Source organism: Simplicispira sp. 125, assembly GCF_003096555.1.
Lineage (GTDB): Bacteria > Pseudomonadota > Gammaproteobacteria > Burkholderiales > Burkholderiaceae_C > Simplicispira.
This window is the reverse complement of sequence record NZ_QEKM01000001.1, coordinates 729,990-744,992: the sequence shown is the minus strand read 5'-3', so window position 1 is coordinate 744,992 and position 15,003 is coordinate 729,990. Positions and strand designations below refer to the sequence as shown.

Here is a 15,003-nt window from a genome sequence, read left to right as displayed (position 1 = left end):
GAAGTGCGGTACTAACGCACACGCACTGCACGCGCAGCGACACTGCGACAGCCGGCAGAACGACGCGCCCGATGGCACGATGAAGCGCAGCGAATTGGTAGCCGTCATGGTCGTGCTTCCGGCCAGATCGGATGCGCAACACCGATCACGGTGGATGCAGGAATCGGCCCGAAGTATCGGCTGTCGAACGACGACGGATTAGTCGCGCTTAGCAGGAACAACTCGCCGGGACGAAGCTGCCGACACTGCTGCCAGGATGGCAGCGGCCGGCCCATGCGATCCACAGGCAAAACAGCGGCCACCGGCACGCCATCGATATACACGCTGCGGCCGACGATGCACGCCCCCTGCAGTTCCACCGCCCCCACGCGCTTGAGCAACGGAACGCGCGTCGGTAGGTAGCCGCGCTGCGCAGCCAGAGCGGCGGCATCGGCCGGAAGCCGGACGAGCGCGACGCTGCCCACGGCCAATAGCTGTGGCTGCGAATCGGCTTGGTGGTCGATCAATTCGACGCGATACCAGCCGACCGCCACGCTGTCGGACGGGTTGTAGATCAGGCGCGGCAGTGCCGGCGCGCAGGACGCCCAGGCCAGCGCAGCGAGGCCGCAGGCGGACAGGCCCGCCAGTCCGATGCGATTGCGCCAGCGCGAGGGAGAAAGCGGCGCGGTTCCCGTGGTGTTGGCGGACGTGAAAGCCGTCGTCATGGCAGCCCCCGCCCCGCTAGCCACGCCGCGTGCCGTTCGGCGGTGTATTCGGGCAGCGCCAGGAATGCAGCGAGCCGGTTGCCCAGCGTGCGCCAGTACGCGGGCGACACGTCGATGGTGGCGATACCCAGTGCCTCGACGGCGTCGATCCGTGCCAGAACGGCGCGCACGGCCGGCTCGCCCTCGGCATGCAGTAACAGCCGCGCACCGGGCAGAACGCCAGGGATGCGCTGCGCCGCGTCCAGCGGCGTGCATGCCTGCATCACCATGAGTTGCCATCGGATCGTGCCGTAGTCGTTGGCATGCCAGCGAATGCGGCAGAACAGCGCACCGGGCGGGAACATCGCAACACGCCGCCAGCGATCGAGCCGAATGGTGCGCGCCGGTTCGCCGAAGCGCAGGTAGAGGTTGATGCGCTGCTCGACGTGGGCGAGCGATACACGGGTCAGCGGTGCGGCGCCGGCCCACCCGGCGAGCACTGCGAGAGGCGGCGTGACCGCAGGTAACGTGGCGGGCATGTCTGCCAGAGCGTGAGCGTTCATGGTGTGTTCTCCGGGAACTCGCGTTCCAGCAACCCGCGCAGAAGTTCGGCCACCGTCACACCCTGTGTGAAGGCCGAGACCTTGATGCGTGCGCGCATCGCGGGTGTGATGTCGAGGGTCAGGCGCGCGGTGTAGAGGTCGCCTTTCTGAAGGCCGTCGGCTTCGCCCTGTCGAACCCACGCCTCGGCATGCGGGTTCCCGGGCGGACGGGCGCCGATGCCTATGCGCTTGCCGCGCGTGGGTTGCTCCGAGGTCATGCCGGCCACCGCAGCAATTCATCGACCAGCGCGGCGATCTCGCGCGTGGCGGCGCTGTCGGGTGCCGTCTCGCGGGCCAGTCGGCCAGCGGCCACGCTGTCGGCGAAGACGATGCGTTGATGCACCTCCGAACACAGCGCGGGCAACGGCTGGTCAGCGAGCGCCTGGCGCGCCTCGCGGCCGATGATGGTCGTGCTGACGCGCCGATTGATGGCGAAGGCCGCGCGCAGTGCCGGCCGGAACACCTGCGCCTCGCGGATCAGCGCCACCATCTCAGCAGACGCCCACAAATCGTAGGGGCTGGGCTGCACCGGGATCAGCACGCGCTCGGCTGCGAGCAGCGCGGAGCGTGCCAAAGCGGCAATGCGCGGTGGGCCGTCGATGACGACGTGATCGGCCCGGCGCGCCAGCTCGGGGGCTTCCTGGTGCAGCGTCTCGCGTGCGAGGCCCACGGCGCTGAACAAGCGCGGCAAGCCCTGTTGGGCGCGCCGCTGCGTCCAGTCCAGCGCCGAGCCTTGGGGATCGGCATCGAGCAGAACGACTTGCTGGCCGCGCATGGCCAGCTCGCCCGCGATGTGTGTGGCGAGCGTGGTCTTGCCCACACCGCCTTTCTGATTGAGCAAAGCGATGATCATGGCGCGGCCCTCCTTTCTGGAAAGCCGGGTTTCCCTTGCCGTGCGAAACGCTGCGCGTCGTGCCGTTGGGCAGTTTTTCACCGAAACGGCGCGCTTCTACTAAAAGTTAGAGAAGTAAAGTTAGGGAAGTTAGACGGGACTGAAACCCGCGCCGTTATTGGCGTTCCGGCGGTTTCGCACGCCTGATAGCACGATAGGGACACGCCCGATAGCACGATACCCGGCACGCCTGATAGCACGAGGCCGTTCACAGGTTTTTCCTGAGTTATCCCCGTGCCGTCCGCAGCACGGGCCGGAAGGTCAGCAGTTCGGCTCCGTCGTCCGGCATTCGCTCGATGCCCAGGACGTAGCCCGGCATCGACTGGCGCGCCACCAGCGCGCGCAGGTCGCAGGCGAAGTCGTAGGGCTTGGCCGTGCTGCCCGACTTGCGGTGCAGGTGTTTGAAATCGAACTGCCAGCCGCCCGGCTGCTTGCCGCCGTGCTTGCGCACCAGGCGGTACAGCCAGCGCTCGATGCCACCCGTGAGCTTGAAATAGGCTGGGTCGATGGTCAACACCAGCGCCGCATCGAGCACGCCTGCGTAGAACCAGTCCGGCAGGATCAGCTCGATGCCCAGCGGCGTGCCGCGGGCGTCGGCCAGTTCCTTCCATTCGTTGATCCACGAGAAGCGATGCAGGCGCCGCCCCGTCGTCTCGCGGATGGAGGTGGCCACCGTGGTCGATTGCAGCCGATCCAAGGCTGCCTTGAGGCGCTGGTAGTCGCGCAGCGATGTGCCCCGCCCGATGAAGCGCAGGATCTCGTAGGGTGTGGCGCGCATGAGCCGCGACGGGCGGATGCCCGCGTCGCGTGCTTCCACGATCTGGCTCGCGGCCCAGATCAGGATGTCGGCGTCCCAGATCGTGGCGATGCCGTGCTCCAGCGTGCCCTCCACGCGGATCGTCACGCCGCTGGAGCGGAAGTCGATAGGCTGGATGCGCTTGGACTTCGCCAGCGAGAAAAACGGAAAGGCCATCAGGTCCTGGCTGTCGCGCGGCGCCATGTCGCCCGGCAGCGCGCGGAACAGGTCGAGCTGCTCGCGCTCCTGCGCTGATCGCTGCCCCGAGGATCGGGACGGCAGCGAAGGGCTGGGCATGGCGACGGCCACCGGCGAAGCGCCGATCACCGCGCACGGCTGTCGGCCGAGTGGTGCTCGGCGTATTCGGGATCGGATGTGGCCTCGAAGCTGCGCTCGTCGGCCCAGGCGTCGAGGTCGGCCACCGCGTACATCACACGACGGCCGAACTTGCGGAAGCGCGGGCCACCGCCGATCACGCGCTGTTTCTCCAGCGTGCGTGGCGACAGGCGCAGGTGTTCGGCCGCCTCGTCGTTGGTCAGATAGCGCTGGGGTTGTGCAGTAGCAGCGGGTTGCAACGCCGTGGTGTGCGCGGCAGCAGGCCGTAAGGGAGTGGGTCGCATTGGGTAAGCCTCCATCGGTCGGAATAGACCGGCCGCACCAGCGCAGCCAGATGGAGGCAGTCTCAAGAAAGGGATGCGTTTCGCTCAGGGTCGTTTTGCGACGAAGGCAAAACGACCCTGCCCAAGTCATTGGAGTTGGGCCAGGCGGCGATAGCCGCCGCGCATCAGTGTCAGGCCGCGTCGCACCAAGCGGCGCACGCGGGAGCGCAATCCGCCATCGGCGTGCCAGTCCGCGAGCACCACCTCGGTGCCGAACAGCCCTTCGGCGATCTCGCGCAAGGAGGCCCCCGCCAGCGTTGCGTCGAGCGTCTGCAAGGTGTGCAGCTCCTGCAGGGCCGTCGGCGCCGGCCGTGGCCGCGCCACTGCTGTAGGTGCTTCGTCGGGGGCAGTGGCCAACTTGTCCACCTCGGCACGGAACACACAATCGTGTGAGGAGGGCAAGGTACATGTGCGGGTGGCGTAGACGTAGGCCATGCCATCCTCCAGATGGGGTGCCAAGGTTAGGCGCAGACAGCAGCCCGGCCAGTGCGCGGCGAGCATCAGCCGCCGGCCATCGTGGATGAGGTTCTTTTCACCGGGAATGCGCCAGAACTCGAACCCCGTGGCATCCGGCGGAGGATCGATGTCGGGATGGAGCTGCGCCACGCAGGGGTGGCCGGCGACCCAGGTGGGATGGGCATCGCGCGCATCCAGGGCCGGATCTTCCATGAGATGAAGCCCCCAGGTGGAAGCAGTCTCCTGCGGGTTGCCCCGCTGCAGCCAGGCGCGTTGGTAGTCGGGATGGCGGCGCAAATACTCCCAGGCCAACGCGAGGTCGTCCAGGTGCAGCACGTAGAGGTACGCGGCAGTGGGATACCAAGGCTCAGTGCTTCGATCAACCATCAAACAACCTCCCGTTGGACAGAGATCGCCGCGACGGTGGTTGGGGGCTGGAGCTTCGCCAGGACCCATCGACACCATTCCAACAGAGGGATAAACTCAGCTGTAACTAGCGGTGTCAATTGTCAAGACTGATTGACTCCGAAGACTTGCACGACCTGTCCGAGTGCGACGGCTGCACATCCCCAAAATGGGGCGCAGCACCAGGTACCGTGCCGCAAGCCGCGCCGTGAATTGAGTCCGTTTGGGTCAGGACTGCACCGTGTTGGCGCAAGAGTGCTGATTCAGACCCCATATGTCTTGAATCAGACCGAGAAAGCCACAATGCGCTTTCTCAACCCCTTTTTTTGATGTCCCTGCCCGGGAATTTGTGGCTTGAACTAGTCAGGGATTGATCCGTCAAGCTGCGCCAATCGGACGTATTCCGACAGCGGGCGCGATGCTCGGAAGTACAGGTCGCGCAGAACGGGCTTTTGATGCGGTCCGACGATGCCTGCCAGGTCGGACAGCTTGACGGTTCCCAGTTCAGGCATGCCGATGCCGAGGTCAATGAGTCCCCAGGCCGTATCGCCATCGGCCGGATCGAGTGCAGCCAGCAACCAGGTTGCGCGCGCATCTGGAGTGAACAGCCGAACCACGGGTAACGGGTCGGTGTCGTTGCCGGCGGCGCGGGCCGCGCCGTTGGCGAGCAGTTGTGCTCGCAGGTCGGCGGTGGTGAATGGCTGGGTCATGGCCAGGATTCCTACGAAATCGAGGATGCACGGCAGTGCTTTTGCGTAAAAGCGGGAAACCACTGAACCGGATGCGCGCTTTCGTGCGCAGACACGGAAGCGCAACTCGCCGAATCCGTACATCCACGGACACGGAAAAGCGCAATTGTGCGAATCAACGAAGACACAGATATGGCTCCCCGGTTCTGTAGACGTCCACAGATGCGTTTTTGCGTAAAAGCACGAAAGCACGAAAGCACACAAAAGTGCACTCAATGAGTTAAAGATAACGTGGTTTTAATTGTCTCTAAATTGGACGCTTCTGTCGATGCAGAAGCGCTCAGTTCAGCCCGGCCGACCGGCCGGCGTCACCACCTACGATGCCGAACTGGCGAAAGCCTTCGGCGCTGCGGTGCGTGCGCTGCGCACAGGACGAGGCATCGCACAGGAGTCGCTGGCGAATCTGGCCAGCATCGAGCGTTCCCATTTGGGCAAGGTCGAACGCGGTGAGCACATGCCCACGCTGGCGATCATCTTCAGGATCGCCAATGCGCTGGAATACAGTACCGCTGCATTGATGGCCGAAACCGAAAGCCAGCTCGCTACGGCCAAGCCATAGCAGTTTTTGTGCTGCGATATGCGGCGGGGCGCTGGCCCGGCCGATCCGGCAACGCCGGTTCGGCGGTATTCGAGGGGGCGCCAAGCTGCGCGCGGCGGGGATGGGTCTTGCGCCGATCCCCTGGAGGCAAGCGGAGCGCGCAGCGCCGCAGGCGCGAAGGCGTGAGGGATTGAAGCCGAATGGCCGTGACGGAGAAGTCGGCATGGGGCGCAGCCCGAGAGCCCGGCGGCGCATTGCGCCGACACGCCCAAGGTATTCAACCGAACAGCGCAGACGGAAAGCGCTATGCCTTGCTGGCCTTCCACTTGGCAAACCAATGCGTGGCCGAACGATGCGAAATCCTCACCAGGTAAGCCACAGCCAACGGGGTCGCATGGGCTTCAAAGAGCTGGAAAACACATTCCGCTCCACGTTTGCTCAAGCTGCCGTTTTCCTTGATGTTCCTCGGATGGCCGGGTTGGGCGGATGCCATGACCGACCCAGGGATGGCCTGCATGATGCGGTCGTTTCCGCAATCACCTTGTTGGCCTTCTCGATACCTTGGTTGACCCGCTTCTTCAGCCGCTCAATCTCCGCAATGTAGGTCTTCTCCGCCGCTTCAAAGGCCAGGAAGTCGAGCGACGCCATCATCACGAACTTCTTCATCATTCCCGTACTCACCTTTTTCCGAAGCGCCTTGGCTCAAAAGCCCGGATTTTGAGAATGTCGGCCTCCCATGCAGTAGGACCTTCCCCGCGCGGACGATGTTCTTTACTCATCGGATATTGCCTCCCATATCACTTCACTTTAATAGAATCGTCGTTTATGGAGGCAATGGAAGAAGGCATCGCGCATGTGCGATGCCGTCAACGTCGCCGCCTGAGCGACAGGCCAGGCGGCGACGTTTTGATTAGGCTCTTCGGCTTCAAATCCGGGCGCGGCCACTGCCGCGCCCGGATTTCTGCGTTCACCACGCAGAGGGCGGAACGGTCTGGGCGCGGTGCTGATTGCTGCTATTCCTTCGTCTCAATTAGCCGCCACACGGCACGCGGCAAGGCGCGGCCGTGATGGGGTGAACATCCGTGAGTTCGGCACGGGCAGTCCAGCCCGAGCGCGGCCGATAGCCGCGCACTTCGCCCTCACCGTGCCAGCGGCGGGCACGCACCGCGCCGGGCGCATAGTTCGCCGCCATGCGCGAGCGGCTCGTGATGTTGGCAGTAGACATTTCTGACTCTTTGCAAGCCAACGCCCCGGCCGAGGCCGGGGCGTTGCTCTGCGTCAAGGGTCAAGCGGTCAATGCCTCGACCGGTTCATCCACCACAGCGGCGGCTTCATCCGCACCATCTTCCGGTCCTACCTCCCGCAGCCTTTCGCCCTTGAAGATTGCAGGCATCCAGCCCGTGCCCTCGACCAGCCGTTCGGCTTCGCTGGCAATGTCGGCCTTCTTGAGCTTCGCCAGCCGGTTGACCTGATCCGGTGCGAACTCGCCAACAGCTTGCAGAATCACCGCCTTGGGCACATGCCGGAAATACCCCTCGGCAGTCGGCTTCCACCATACAGTCATGTCGAGGCCCGCGGCTTGCGCCAGTTCCTCGCCCGGTTGCTGTCGCGCGGCGCGGGGCGTCACCACATCCACCGTAGCGGCCACGCACACAGCCAGCAGTTCGACCAGCTCGCCTTGCTCCATCGCCAACAGCACAGCGAACAGTTCGGCGCTGTCATGCGGCAGCTTGTCGCCCCATGCCTGTTGCAATTCGTTGAGTGCCACGGCAGCGGGGGACTCTGGCCAGTCCGCGGCCATGCCTTCCAACCGATCCTGCACGGTCAGGCGCAGCCCCAGCGGCAGGTCGTGCCCATAGCGGCGATCCTGCAGGACGGTCTGCACCATGCCATGCACCAGCGCGGCCAGCGCCACCTGGGGATGCCGGGCCATCTCGATCTGCAGCGCAGCGGTGCGGTGCTCACTCAAGCGCTGGGCCAGCCGGTCCGACACGGGGAGAGCCTTTGCTTCATCCGCTTCGCCGTCGGCACCCTCGGCCCCATCTTCCACACCGCCAAAACCCTGGCGCAGCTTTTCCAGCGTGCGCAGCGCCTTGGCCTCGGCCTCGCGCAGCAGCCCGCGATGGATCACGGCTTCGCCGTTACGGTCGATGGTGACGATGGCCCCAGCGGTGGCCTTCATGCTTGCGCTGTATCCCTCCAAGGCCTCTTCCAGCGCCTGCAACTGTTCACCCAGGGCCTCGCCCTTTTCCTGCAGGGCATCGGCCCTGTCCTCGTCCTCCGCATCCAAGGCCTCTGCCACTTCCCGCATCTTGGCTTGCAGCTTCTCGATGCGTTGCGCTTCGCGCTTGTTCGGCTCGCGCCGCTCCTTCGGGGCACGATGGAAGGCATGCAGGTCGGCGTGGGTCATGGCGGGTGTCGAATCCACCCAGGCCCATCCTTCACTGCGCACCTCAGCGGCAATGGCCTCCAGCTTGTCTTGCACCAGCCGTTCCAGCAAAGCGGTGTCGTTGAGGTACACGCCCGCATCACCCTCCGCGAACAGGTCGCGGCGGGTGCCGCCGCCTGCGGCTTCATAGGCGTTCAGCCCGAAGAAGCGCACCAGCGGATGCGATGCCCCGATTTCCCGCTCGGTGAAGTGTTCGCGCAGCGCGGACGGCGTGCGCTGCCACTGCGGTGCATCGTAGAACGCACTTTCCTGCGCGGCATGGTCATCCGTGATGGCAAGGGCCATCAACTGGTCCAGTGTGACGGCATCCGCCCGATAGTCGGCCATTAGCCGGGGCGAGACATTCGCCAGCTTCAAGCGGCGTTGCACCACCAGCGGCGTGACGGAGAAATCCGCCGCAATGTCTTCAATCGGTCGGCCCTCGCCCACCAGCGCCGCGAAGGCCTCGAACTGGTCCGCTGGGTGCATGGCCTCGCGCTGCACGTTCTCCGTGAGGCTGGCGGTGCGGGCCGTGCCATCGGCCACCTGCAGGCAAGGCACGTTCCAATCCTTGGCGATGCGGCGTTTCTTCGCCAGCAGCTTGAGGGCGGCAAGGCGACGGCCACCAGCCACCACCTCGTAATGCACCCCATCGCTGGCAAGGATCACGATCAGGTTTTGCAGCAGGCCCACGCGCAGGATGCTCGCTGCCAGTTCGGTGATGGACATGCGCGGCGTCTTGCGCACATTGCGGCCCGTGGGACGCAGGACCAGCCGCGACAGGGGAACCAGAATCATGTTCTTGGTCGGATCAGCAGCTTCCAGCGTGAGGACAGCAGGGGCTTCGGTGTGGGTAACAGCGTTCATGATGAGACTCCAATCAATCGAAAAACAGACAAGGAATGGAGGGGACGCCCCTCCGGGCGGGGGAAGGGGTCAGTCCTTGAGCTGGCGCATGCCATCGGCCAGCAGCCACAGGGCACGGTTCAGGCGGATGTCCGAATCAATGCCTTGCACGGGGCGCGTGCTCTGGCGGCGTCCGTTGGCACTGCGCCCGGACAGGCCGCCTTTGGTCAGGTTCTCCTGCGTGCGGTTGAACACGCTCCACAGGTCGGGGCGGCGGTCATCGAAACGGCGCGGTGCCAGGATTTGCGATTCCGTGATGGGCGCGGGCTTGTCCGGGTCGTCATACTTGAGGGCCAGCGCGGCGCGGGCGAACACTTCGGATTCACCATCGTCCAGCGTGATGCCGCGCATCAGGTCGCGGGATTCCTTCACCTGCTCAAAGCCGCTCAGCACCTGATAGGCGCCTTCGATGACATGCCCCGCCACATCGCCTTTGTGCGGCACGCGCACATCGGCCATGGTGTCACCGCACACCAGCCCGTTGGCACAGACGAAGCGGAACATGCCGGCCAGCATCTGGTAGCTGCTGGTGCCGTCATGGGAGTTCAGCAACACGATTTCCTGGGCTTCCGCGCCGTTGATCTGGCTGGCATGGCGCATCCTCAGCATGTGTTTCGTGTGCTCGCGCTTGCCTTCATCGCGCACGCGGGTTTGCGCCACCATGAAGGGCTGAAACCCCTCCTTGCGAAGCTCGGTCAGCACCGAGGCGGTGGGGATGTAGCTGTACCGCTCGGAACGGCTCTCGTGTGGGGCGTCCGCAAAGATGGATGGGGCCACCCTGCGGATTTGGTCATCGGACAATGGGGAGTCGCTGCGCAGTGCGGGGGAACGGGAAGCGAAACGGGATGCGAGTTGCACGGTCTTTCTCCTGATGAAGTTGGCTGTTGAAAAAGCCTCACCGGATTCCTAGATTCAGAGCCCTCTTCGGGCTTCCGGTGGGGTCGGCACGAAGAACCCGGTTGGCCTCGTTGCCACCGTCTTTCCTGAGTTCATCGCCCGCGACGGTCAGGAGCGCGCGGACGGGCGCCGTCAAGGAAGCAAGCGCAGGGTTGGTGCGGCCCGCAGGCGTAGCCGAGGACACGGCCCTGCGCGCCTTGATGGCGCACGGGAGCGGGCTACAGTCGCGAGCAAGGTGATGGATTCAGGAAAGATGGCTGGACAGGCAACGGCCGCTCGTCACGCCGATCCCACGCAAGCGAAGCGCGCAGCGCCGCAGGCGCGAAGGCCGATCCGGCACGGCCGGTTCGGCGGTATCACAGGGGCGCCAAGCCCAGCGCGGCGGGGATGGGCTGCATAGCCGATCCCCTGGAGGCAAGCGCAGCGCGCAGGTCCGGATCAACGAGCCGGGCCGAAGGCGTCAGCCGAGCAGAGCGAGGGAACGATGGAAGCCCGAAGGGGGCGAAACCCCGCAGGGGGTTCGATGCGCAGCACGACAGCGCGACCGGCCATGCCATGGCCGGGGACGCCCGGACTTCAGTGTGGACTAAACAACTGGAGCAGCATGAACTCACACTCAAGGCATGGCGAGGTTGGTTCTGCCACTACCGCTGCAACTTTTGAAGGCAGTTCCGCTACATAGGGGCAAAGCCAGAAAACTCGACGGTGTTTCACCATACAGCTCCAGCGCATCAACATGTAGCTCGTCTACTGCACCACGATCGTGCGGAACACCTCTGTGAAATGCGATGGAAACTCACGCAAGACTGCCTCAAAGTCACTGGGATACTTGCGTATCAATCTGCGAGCGCCATCCCTAGTCTTGGCAGATTCCCAGAGCATGTCATCGGACAACTCCTGCGCAATCACCCGCTCTGAGAATCCTGCTTCGTAATATGCGACGCAGTCTTGATCGGGCAAACCATACTTCAATCGCTTTTGCAGAAGATCGAAATGATCCGAGAGAGTATCTCCGGCCACTTCGATTGCACGGGCCAAGTACGACTCTTTCACTGACGCGAGCAGCAACGCGAACTCAAAGCCAAAGGTCTGTTCACAGAGATCGACAACCAAATCCAGGTCGAAGGCCCTAGCATTCTCCCCATAAGGGTAAGTGGCGTCTTGCGCATCAAGCCCCTGCAGGAGTTCGGCGAACGATTGACCTGCCAGCCATCCCGCAGCTAACGTCCTAAGCGCACCGACAGGAGTCGTGTCGGTCAACCGCTTCTCAGAAGAAAGCGTGGTCAACAGAGGCCACACCAATCCAAACAAATCATCGATCGATTCTGTTCCGCCGATCTTCTCTTCATTCTCAGTTACCCAAGCCTCGACTGCCAGAGCATGATCAATTCCCAAGAGGGTGCGCCCGAAGCGATGTTGGTTTTCAACATTGGGGACATGCAACTCAATGCGGCGCGCGATGGATTCAAATACTCCAGTCAATAGCGTCTTCTGTTCTTCGGTGGCGAGAGAAAAGGCCAACGTTTCGCTTGCCAGTACCTTGGCGTTGGCAACAAAAGTTTCGGCATCACCATCGCCGCGATAGGTCATCAAGAAGCTCTCAACGGCCTCGACGATTTTTTTCTTGGCCTTGAGCTGTTCCCGCAACGATCCGACAGAGAATTTCTTGCTTTGAAGATCAGCGGAAATATTGCCAATCGCCTCATACAGGCGTTCCCAATCGTCAACGATCATGGTTGCGAACTCGGCTGGGCTGGGTTTACCCAACGTTCGAGTTCCCGTCTCGTTTTTCATCGGATCGAAGAGCGACAGCAACGTACTTCCAGTTGGCTCAGCACTGTCGGGATTGATCAGCTTGACAGAGTTATCCCATCGACGTGATTCGGTGGCTCGCTCGTCGTACAGACGGTGGTCCGTGAAGATCACCGTGCCCTCACCATACATCCCGGCGCGCCCCGCTCGACCCATCAGGTTATGAAAATCTCGCGCCTTGATCAATTCTCGCCCCTGCATGGCGCTCGTCACAAGCAGGTATCGGATAGGGAGGTTGACACCCTGTGCAAGAGTTGATGTGCAGACGATCATACGGATGAGCTTTTGCCGCATCGCGTGTTCGATCGCAATCCGAATCCCTTGCGGGGTATTGCCATGGTGGGCGAAGATGCCGAGAGAAGCACCCTTCGTCAAGTAAGACTCAGCGCCAAAGTTTCTTGAGTAGAGATTTACGAAGCGGCGAATCTCTTCAGGATCACTGTGCGTTGATGGCGGCGCCAGCGATATTCCGCGCCGGAACGTTTCCCCAACTGCATCTCTCACAATTTTTGCAGCGGAAGCCTTTCGACCCGCATAAATCGCAACACCGCCATTTTCTAGAAGGCGCAAGCCAAGGTACAGCGCGATGGAGCCACTCTCTTCTGTTGGGAAGTATCGATCCTTCTTTTCTCTGGGAAGGCGTGGCTGCTTTTCGGGAACGATGACTCGGGGAACGAAAAAGTCCTGCTCACTATCGGATGCGACATTGAATTGCAGTTGACCATCTTTGCCATGAGGAAGGCTTGCGAACGCGACCAGTCGTCTGGCTTGCAAGGATTTGTCTGAAACCACCCGCGCACCATCCTTGAGGAGCCAGGTGGCAACAGCCGCCGCGTTCTGGATGACCGCAGAGATCAGCATGCTCTGGGCCGAATCCGGCAACAGTCTTTTGATCGAGGTAAGCAGCAGTTCGTAAGTCACCCCCCGAGTGCCGGTGTCGAATTGGTGCCCCTCGTCATAAACCACCAGACCAGCCTTCTGTACGATGTCGGGCTCCTGCCGCAACGTGTAGAGGAGCTTCTCCGGTGTAAGCACAACAACCTTAGGCGCCGACTCGATCGACATGTCGAAGATATCGAAATCGATGTCCGGCTGCAGCGCTTCGCTCAGTTGGTTGACGTTGTAGCCGTCGTCCTTGAATGCTCTTTCAAGATCGGTTGCAATCTCTTGGCATAGAGCACGGAACGGTGCGACAACCAAGGCCAGTTTGGTCCGCGACGACAGGAACGCCGACCGGATGACGAGTTCAGTTGCCCTGGATTTCCCGGCGCTTGTGGGCATCTGAACGACACCCGATTGTCCCTTGTAGAGGCCAGCCTCCCCTACCATTCTTTGGGATGGCCACATCTCTTTGATTGATCCGGGTCGGGATAGATAGGGTTGCCAGCTATCTCCACTCAGTTCACTATATTGCGGCAGCAAGGTCCAAGCCGAGTTCGCGATGCGTGTCGCGCTCACAGCGCCGAGCAAATCTGCCATCAGCAGTTCGTGCGCTGAAGCGCTTGCATATGCCCAACTACGCAACCTTCTGATCGCTGCGATAGCTCCTTCGCTCCCGCCGCCGGTCTTAAAGTGTTCGCCCAGCGCACCAAGGATGGCTGTGGCATAGGACGATTCAAGAGTGTTGTCTGCCTGGCTCCAGGGTTTGTCCATTGCGACCTTTGCAGCAAGAGCCAGTGGGTCGCCTTCCGGGTTTTGGAGCTGCGCGAGCTTGGATATCTGTACCGCAGCATTTCCCGGTACGTCGCCAAGGTAGAAGCCTGCAGCGGCTAACAAGCGCAGATTGAACGAAAGATCCTGGTTGAGTAGCGAATCATCAAATGCTTGAAGGACCTGCGCCGAGAAGATGACTTCGTCTCGAGGTGTGTGTGCATCGTCTTCCGCTCCAATGGCCTTCGCCACAGCTTCAGACGCAAAGTCCCCCACGGTTCCGACGGCCAAGGGAAATTGCATCTCCAGGTCTAGCCCTTCAGGAAGTGCAATGTGATCGTCCTCCGGTACACCGTACTCGTACATCTTGCCCTTCGAAAGGGTGACAGCAGCGGCGAAACGAGCGCGTCGTTCAGGCTTCATTGGCGGCCCTTTCGTAGAGCGCATGAACAAACGCCATGAGCGTAGCGGAATGCACGACCACGAGCATGAGATTGTTCATGTTTTCGTGCCCCGTGCAGTCGGTCTTGGATATCTGGCCAGGGTCGTAGACACTCGTGCAAAAGATAGCGGCGGCGCCCGATACACGGATGTAGGGCACCTCAAGTCCATCCTGGAACCGCTCTACTCGATCCGCACCCTCATCGTCTTCCCGCGCAATCAGGCGACGCTTCATAGCATTGAGCGACTCTGATATACGGTACACATCCTTAGCTGAATCACTGACTGCGTCCTGCAATCGTGCCTTTGCCTTCTTGCCACTGAGTTGTGCTTTGGACTCGAAGGAAATGAGGGTATCTTTTTTGGACGGCTTGGCAGGACCAACGCCACCGAACTTGAACCCGAGCACATCGGTGCCCTTCGGCGACTCGTTCCGCACCAACTTGTCATCGTAGCGGGTACGCGGTATCCAGAAACCCATCTGACTGTCAAGAAGATCTGCGATTAGGATTTCCGCGAAATCTCCAGAGCGCGTAGCGGGGCCGAAATCTTCCGATTTATCTGGAAAAACCAGGTCCAACAAGTATTGCTCGCGTGACTTCTTCGTGCCCTTTCTAAGGCGGTCAATCTGGCTATCCAAGCAGTAGTGCTCGCGAAAGTGCCTTGCCCAAGCCGTGAGAGTTGGGCTGTCGGCGTGATCGATGGTGAGCTCATATACAGCGACGGCCACCCCATCCACTGTTTGGATTTTGGCTCCAGTTTTCTTGAGCCAGTTGGTATGCGGTTTTGTCATCCCTATTTTTTCATCCTGTCGCCGCCCCTCGAAGCTGACGCCCCCGACTTCAATTTACAAATGAAACCTATTGATCCAGTGTAAGCCGGTTCGTTCGGCTTGCCAGGCGGAATTGCCCAGCCCTTCCAGCTCTCGGCGCAGCGCAAGCAGTCAAGGGTCTACGACGGCCGCAGGCCGCCAGCGTGCAAAGCCCGCGCAGCCCTTGCACGGCGAGCACGCCGTGGCACCATGAAGGGAACAGCAAGCCACCCCTCCTCAACAAGGGAACGCACCCATCCGATCCGGCGCAGCCGGTT

General features: G+C 62.1%; 14 protein-coding genes and 1 pseudogene. 1 reads left to right on the top strand and 14 read right to left on the bottom strand.

The window, feature by feature from the left end; all coding sequences use genetic code 11:
• Positions 1-104 precede the first annotated feature (104 nt).
• From C8D04_RS03460 to C8D04_RS03425, 8 genes are all read right to left on the bottom strand, one after another.
• Positions 105-704, bottom strand: coding sequence for a S26 family signal peptidase (locus tag C8D04_RS03460; protein ID WP_116003607.1), 600 nt, complete (start codon positions 702-704; stop codon positions 105-107).
• Positions 701-1,246: a DUF2840 domain-containing protein gene (locus C8D04_RS03455; RefSeq protein ID WP_116003606.1), complete on the bottom strand. Its 546-nt coding sequence runs from the start codon at positions 1,244-1,246 to the stop codon at positions 701-703. Before C8D04_RS03455 ends, C8D04_RS03460 begins: the two co-directional genes overlap by 4 nt.
• A complete protein-coding gene (locus C8D04_RS03450) occupies positions 1,243-1,503 on the bottom strand; it encodes a chromosome partitioning protein ParB (RefSeq protein ID WP_116003605.1) in 261 nt (86 codons plus the stop codon). Before C8D04_RS03450 ends, C8D04_RS03455 begins: the two co-directional genes overlap by 4 nt.
• A complete protein-coding gene (gene parA, locus C8D04_RS03445; RefSeq protein WP_116003604.1) occupies positions 1,500-2,138 on the bottom strand; it encodes a ParA family partition ATPase in 639 nt (212 codons plus the stop codon). Before parA ends, C8D04_RS03450 begins: the two co-directional genes overlap by 4 nt.
• A 265-nt stretch (positions 2,139-2,403) precedes the next feature.
• Positions 2,404-3,270 carry a replication initiator protein A gene (locus C8D04_RS03440; protein ID WP_116005992.1) on the bottom strand — a complete coding sequence of 289 codons (867 nt, stop codon included), beginning with the start codon at positions 3,268-3,270 and terminating at the stop codon, positions 2,404-2,406.
• A 26-nt stretch (positions 3,271-3,296) separates the two neighbouring features.
• Positions 3,297-3,593: a helix-turn-helix domain-containing protein gene (locus C8D04_RS03435; protein ID WP_116003603.1), complete on the bottom strand. Its 297-nt coding sequence runs from the start codon at positions 3,591-3,593 to the stop codon at positions 3,297-3,299.
• Positions 3,594-3,719: 126 nt separating this feature from the next.
• Positions 3,720-4,475 (bottom strand): DUF2285 domain-containing protein, encoded by a 756-nt coding sequence (locus C8D04_RS03430; RefSeq protein WP_116003602.1) that lies wholly within the window; start codon positions 4,473-4,475, stop codon positions 3,720-3,722.
• Positions 4,476-4,852: 377 nt separating this feature from the next.
• On the bottom strand, positions 4,853-5,203 hold the full coding sequence (locus C8D04_RS03425) for a DUF2958 domain-containing protein (RefSeq protein WP_116005991.1): 351 nt from the start codon (positions 5,201-5,203) through the stop codon (positions 4,853-4,855).
• Between the two features lie 307 nt (positions 5,204-5,510).
• On the opposite strand from C8D04_RS03425, the gene C8D04_RS03420 reads away from it, so the two are divergent.
• The gene (locus tag C8D04_RS03420; protein ID WP_116003601.1) at positions 5,511-5,801 is read left to right on the top strand and encodes a helix-turn-helix transcriptional regulator; all 291 of its coding nucleotides are present in this window, start codon (positions 5,511-5,513) and stop codon (positions 5,799-5,801) included.
• Positions 5,802-6,218: 417 nt separating this feature from the next.
• On the opposite strand, the gene C8D04_RS18880 is transcribed toward C8D04_RS03420, so the two are convergent.
• The 6 genes and pseudogenes from C8D04_RS18880 to C8D04_RS03380 all read right to left on the bottom strand — a co-directional run bounded on the left by C8D04_RS18880 (position 6,219) and on the right by C8D04_RS03380 (position 14,707).
• A complete protein-coding gene (locus tag C8D04_RS18880) occupies positions 6,219-6,449 on the bottom strand; it encodes a hypothetical protein (protein WP_233521097.1) in 231 nt (76 codons plus the stop codon).
• 344 nt (positions 6,450-6,793) lie between these two features.
• Positions 6,794-7,005: pseudogene (locus C8D04_RS03400) on the bottom strand (hypothetical protein).
• Between the two features lie 60 nt (positions 7,006-7,065).
• Complete coding sequence (locus C8D04_RS03395; protein ID WP_116003600.1) at positions 7,066-9,075, bottom strand: ParB N-terminal domain-containing protein; 2,010 nt, start codon at positions 9,073-9,075, stop codon at positions 7,066-7,068.
• 69 nt (positions 9,076-9,144) lie between these two features.
• The gene (locus C8D04_RS03390; RefSeq protein ID WP_116003599.1) at positions 9,145-9,972 is read right to left on the bottom strand and encodes a DUF932 domain-containing protein; all 828 of its coding nucleotides are present in this window, start codon (positions 9,970-9,972) and stop codon (positions 9,145-9,147) included.
• A gap of 786 nt (positions 9,973-10,758) precedes the next feature.
• Positions 10,759-13,896 (bottom strand): DEAD/DEAH box helicase, encoded by a 3,138-nt coding sequence (locus C8D04_RS03385; RefSeq protein WP_199562961.1) that lies wholly within the window; start codon positions 13,894-13,896, stop codon positions 10,759-10,761.
• The gene (locus tag C8D04_RS03380) at positions 13,886-14,707 is read right to left on the bottom strand and encodes a DUF1837 domain-containing protein (RefSeq protein ID WP_116003598.1); all 822 of its coding nucleotides are present in this window, start codon (positions 14,705-14,707) and stop codon (positions 13,886-13,888) included. The genes C8D04_RS03385 and C8D04_RS03380 overlap by 11 nt, the downstream gene beginning before the upstream one ends.
• Between the last annotated feature and the right edge of the window lie 296 nt (positions 14,708-15,003).

Coding starts and splice junctions, on each gene's coding strand:
- C8D04_RS03460 (WP_116003607.1), bottom strand. CDS start 704: ATGACGACGGCTTTCACGTCCGCCAACACCACGGGAACCGCGCCGCTT.
- C8D04_RS03455 (WP_116003606.1), bottom strand. CDS start 1,246: ATGAACGCTCACGCTCTGGCAGACATGCCCGCCACGTTACCTGCGGTC.
- C8D04_RS03450 (WP_116003605.1), bottom strand. CDS start 1,503: ATGACCTCGGAGCAACCCACGCGCGGCAAGCGCATAGGCATCGGCGCC.
- parA (WP_116003604.1), bottom strand. CDS start 2,138: ATGATCATCGCTTTGCTCAATCAGAAAGGCGGTGTGGGCAAGACCACG.
- C8D04_RS03440 (WP_116005992.1), bottom strand. CDS start 3,270: ATGCCCAGCCCTTCGCTGCCGTCCCGATCCTCGGGGCAGCGATCAGCG.
- C8D04_RS03435 (WP_116003603.1), bottom strand. CDS start 3,593: ATGCGACCCACTCCCTTACGGCCTGCTGCCGCGCACACCACGGCGTTG.
- C8D04_RS03430 (WP_116003602.1), bottom strand. CDS start 4,475: ATGGTTGATCGAAGCACTGAGCCTTGGTATCCCACTGCCGCGTACCTC.
- C8D04_RS03425 (WP_116005991.1), bottom strand. CDS start 5,203: ATGACCCAGCCATTCACCACCGCCGACCTGCGAGCACAACTGCTCGCC.
- C8D04_RS03420 (WP_116003601.1), top strand. CDS start 5,511: ATGCAGAAGCGCTCAGTTCAGCCCGGCCGACCGGCCGGCGTCACCACC.
- C8D04_RS18880 (WP_233521097.1), bottom strand. CDS start 6,449: ATGATGAAGAAGTTCGTGATGATGGCGTCGCTCGACTTCCTGGCCTTT.
- C8D04_RS03395 (WP_116003600.1), bottom strand. CDS start 9,075: ATGAACGCTGTTACCCACACCGAAGCCCCTGCTGTCCTCACGCTGGAA.
- C8D04_RS03385 (WP_199562961.1), bottom strand. CDS start 13,896: ATGAAGCCTGAACGACGCGCTCGTTTCGCCGCTGCTGTCACCCTTTCG.
- C8D04_RS03380 (WP_116003598.1), bottom strand. CDS start 14,707: ATGACAAAACCGCATACCAACTGGCTCAAGAAAACTGGAGCCAAAATC.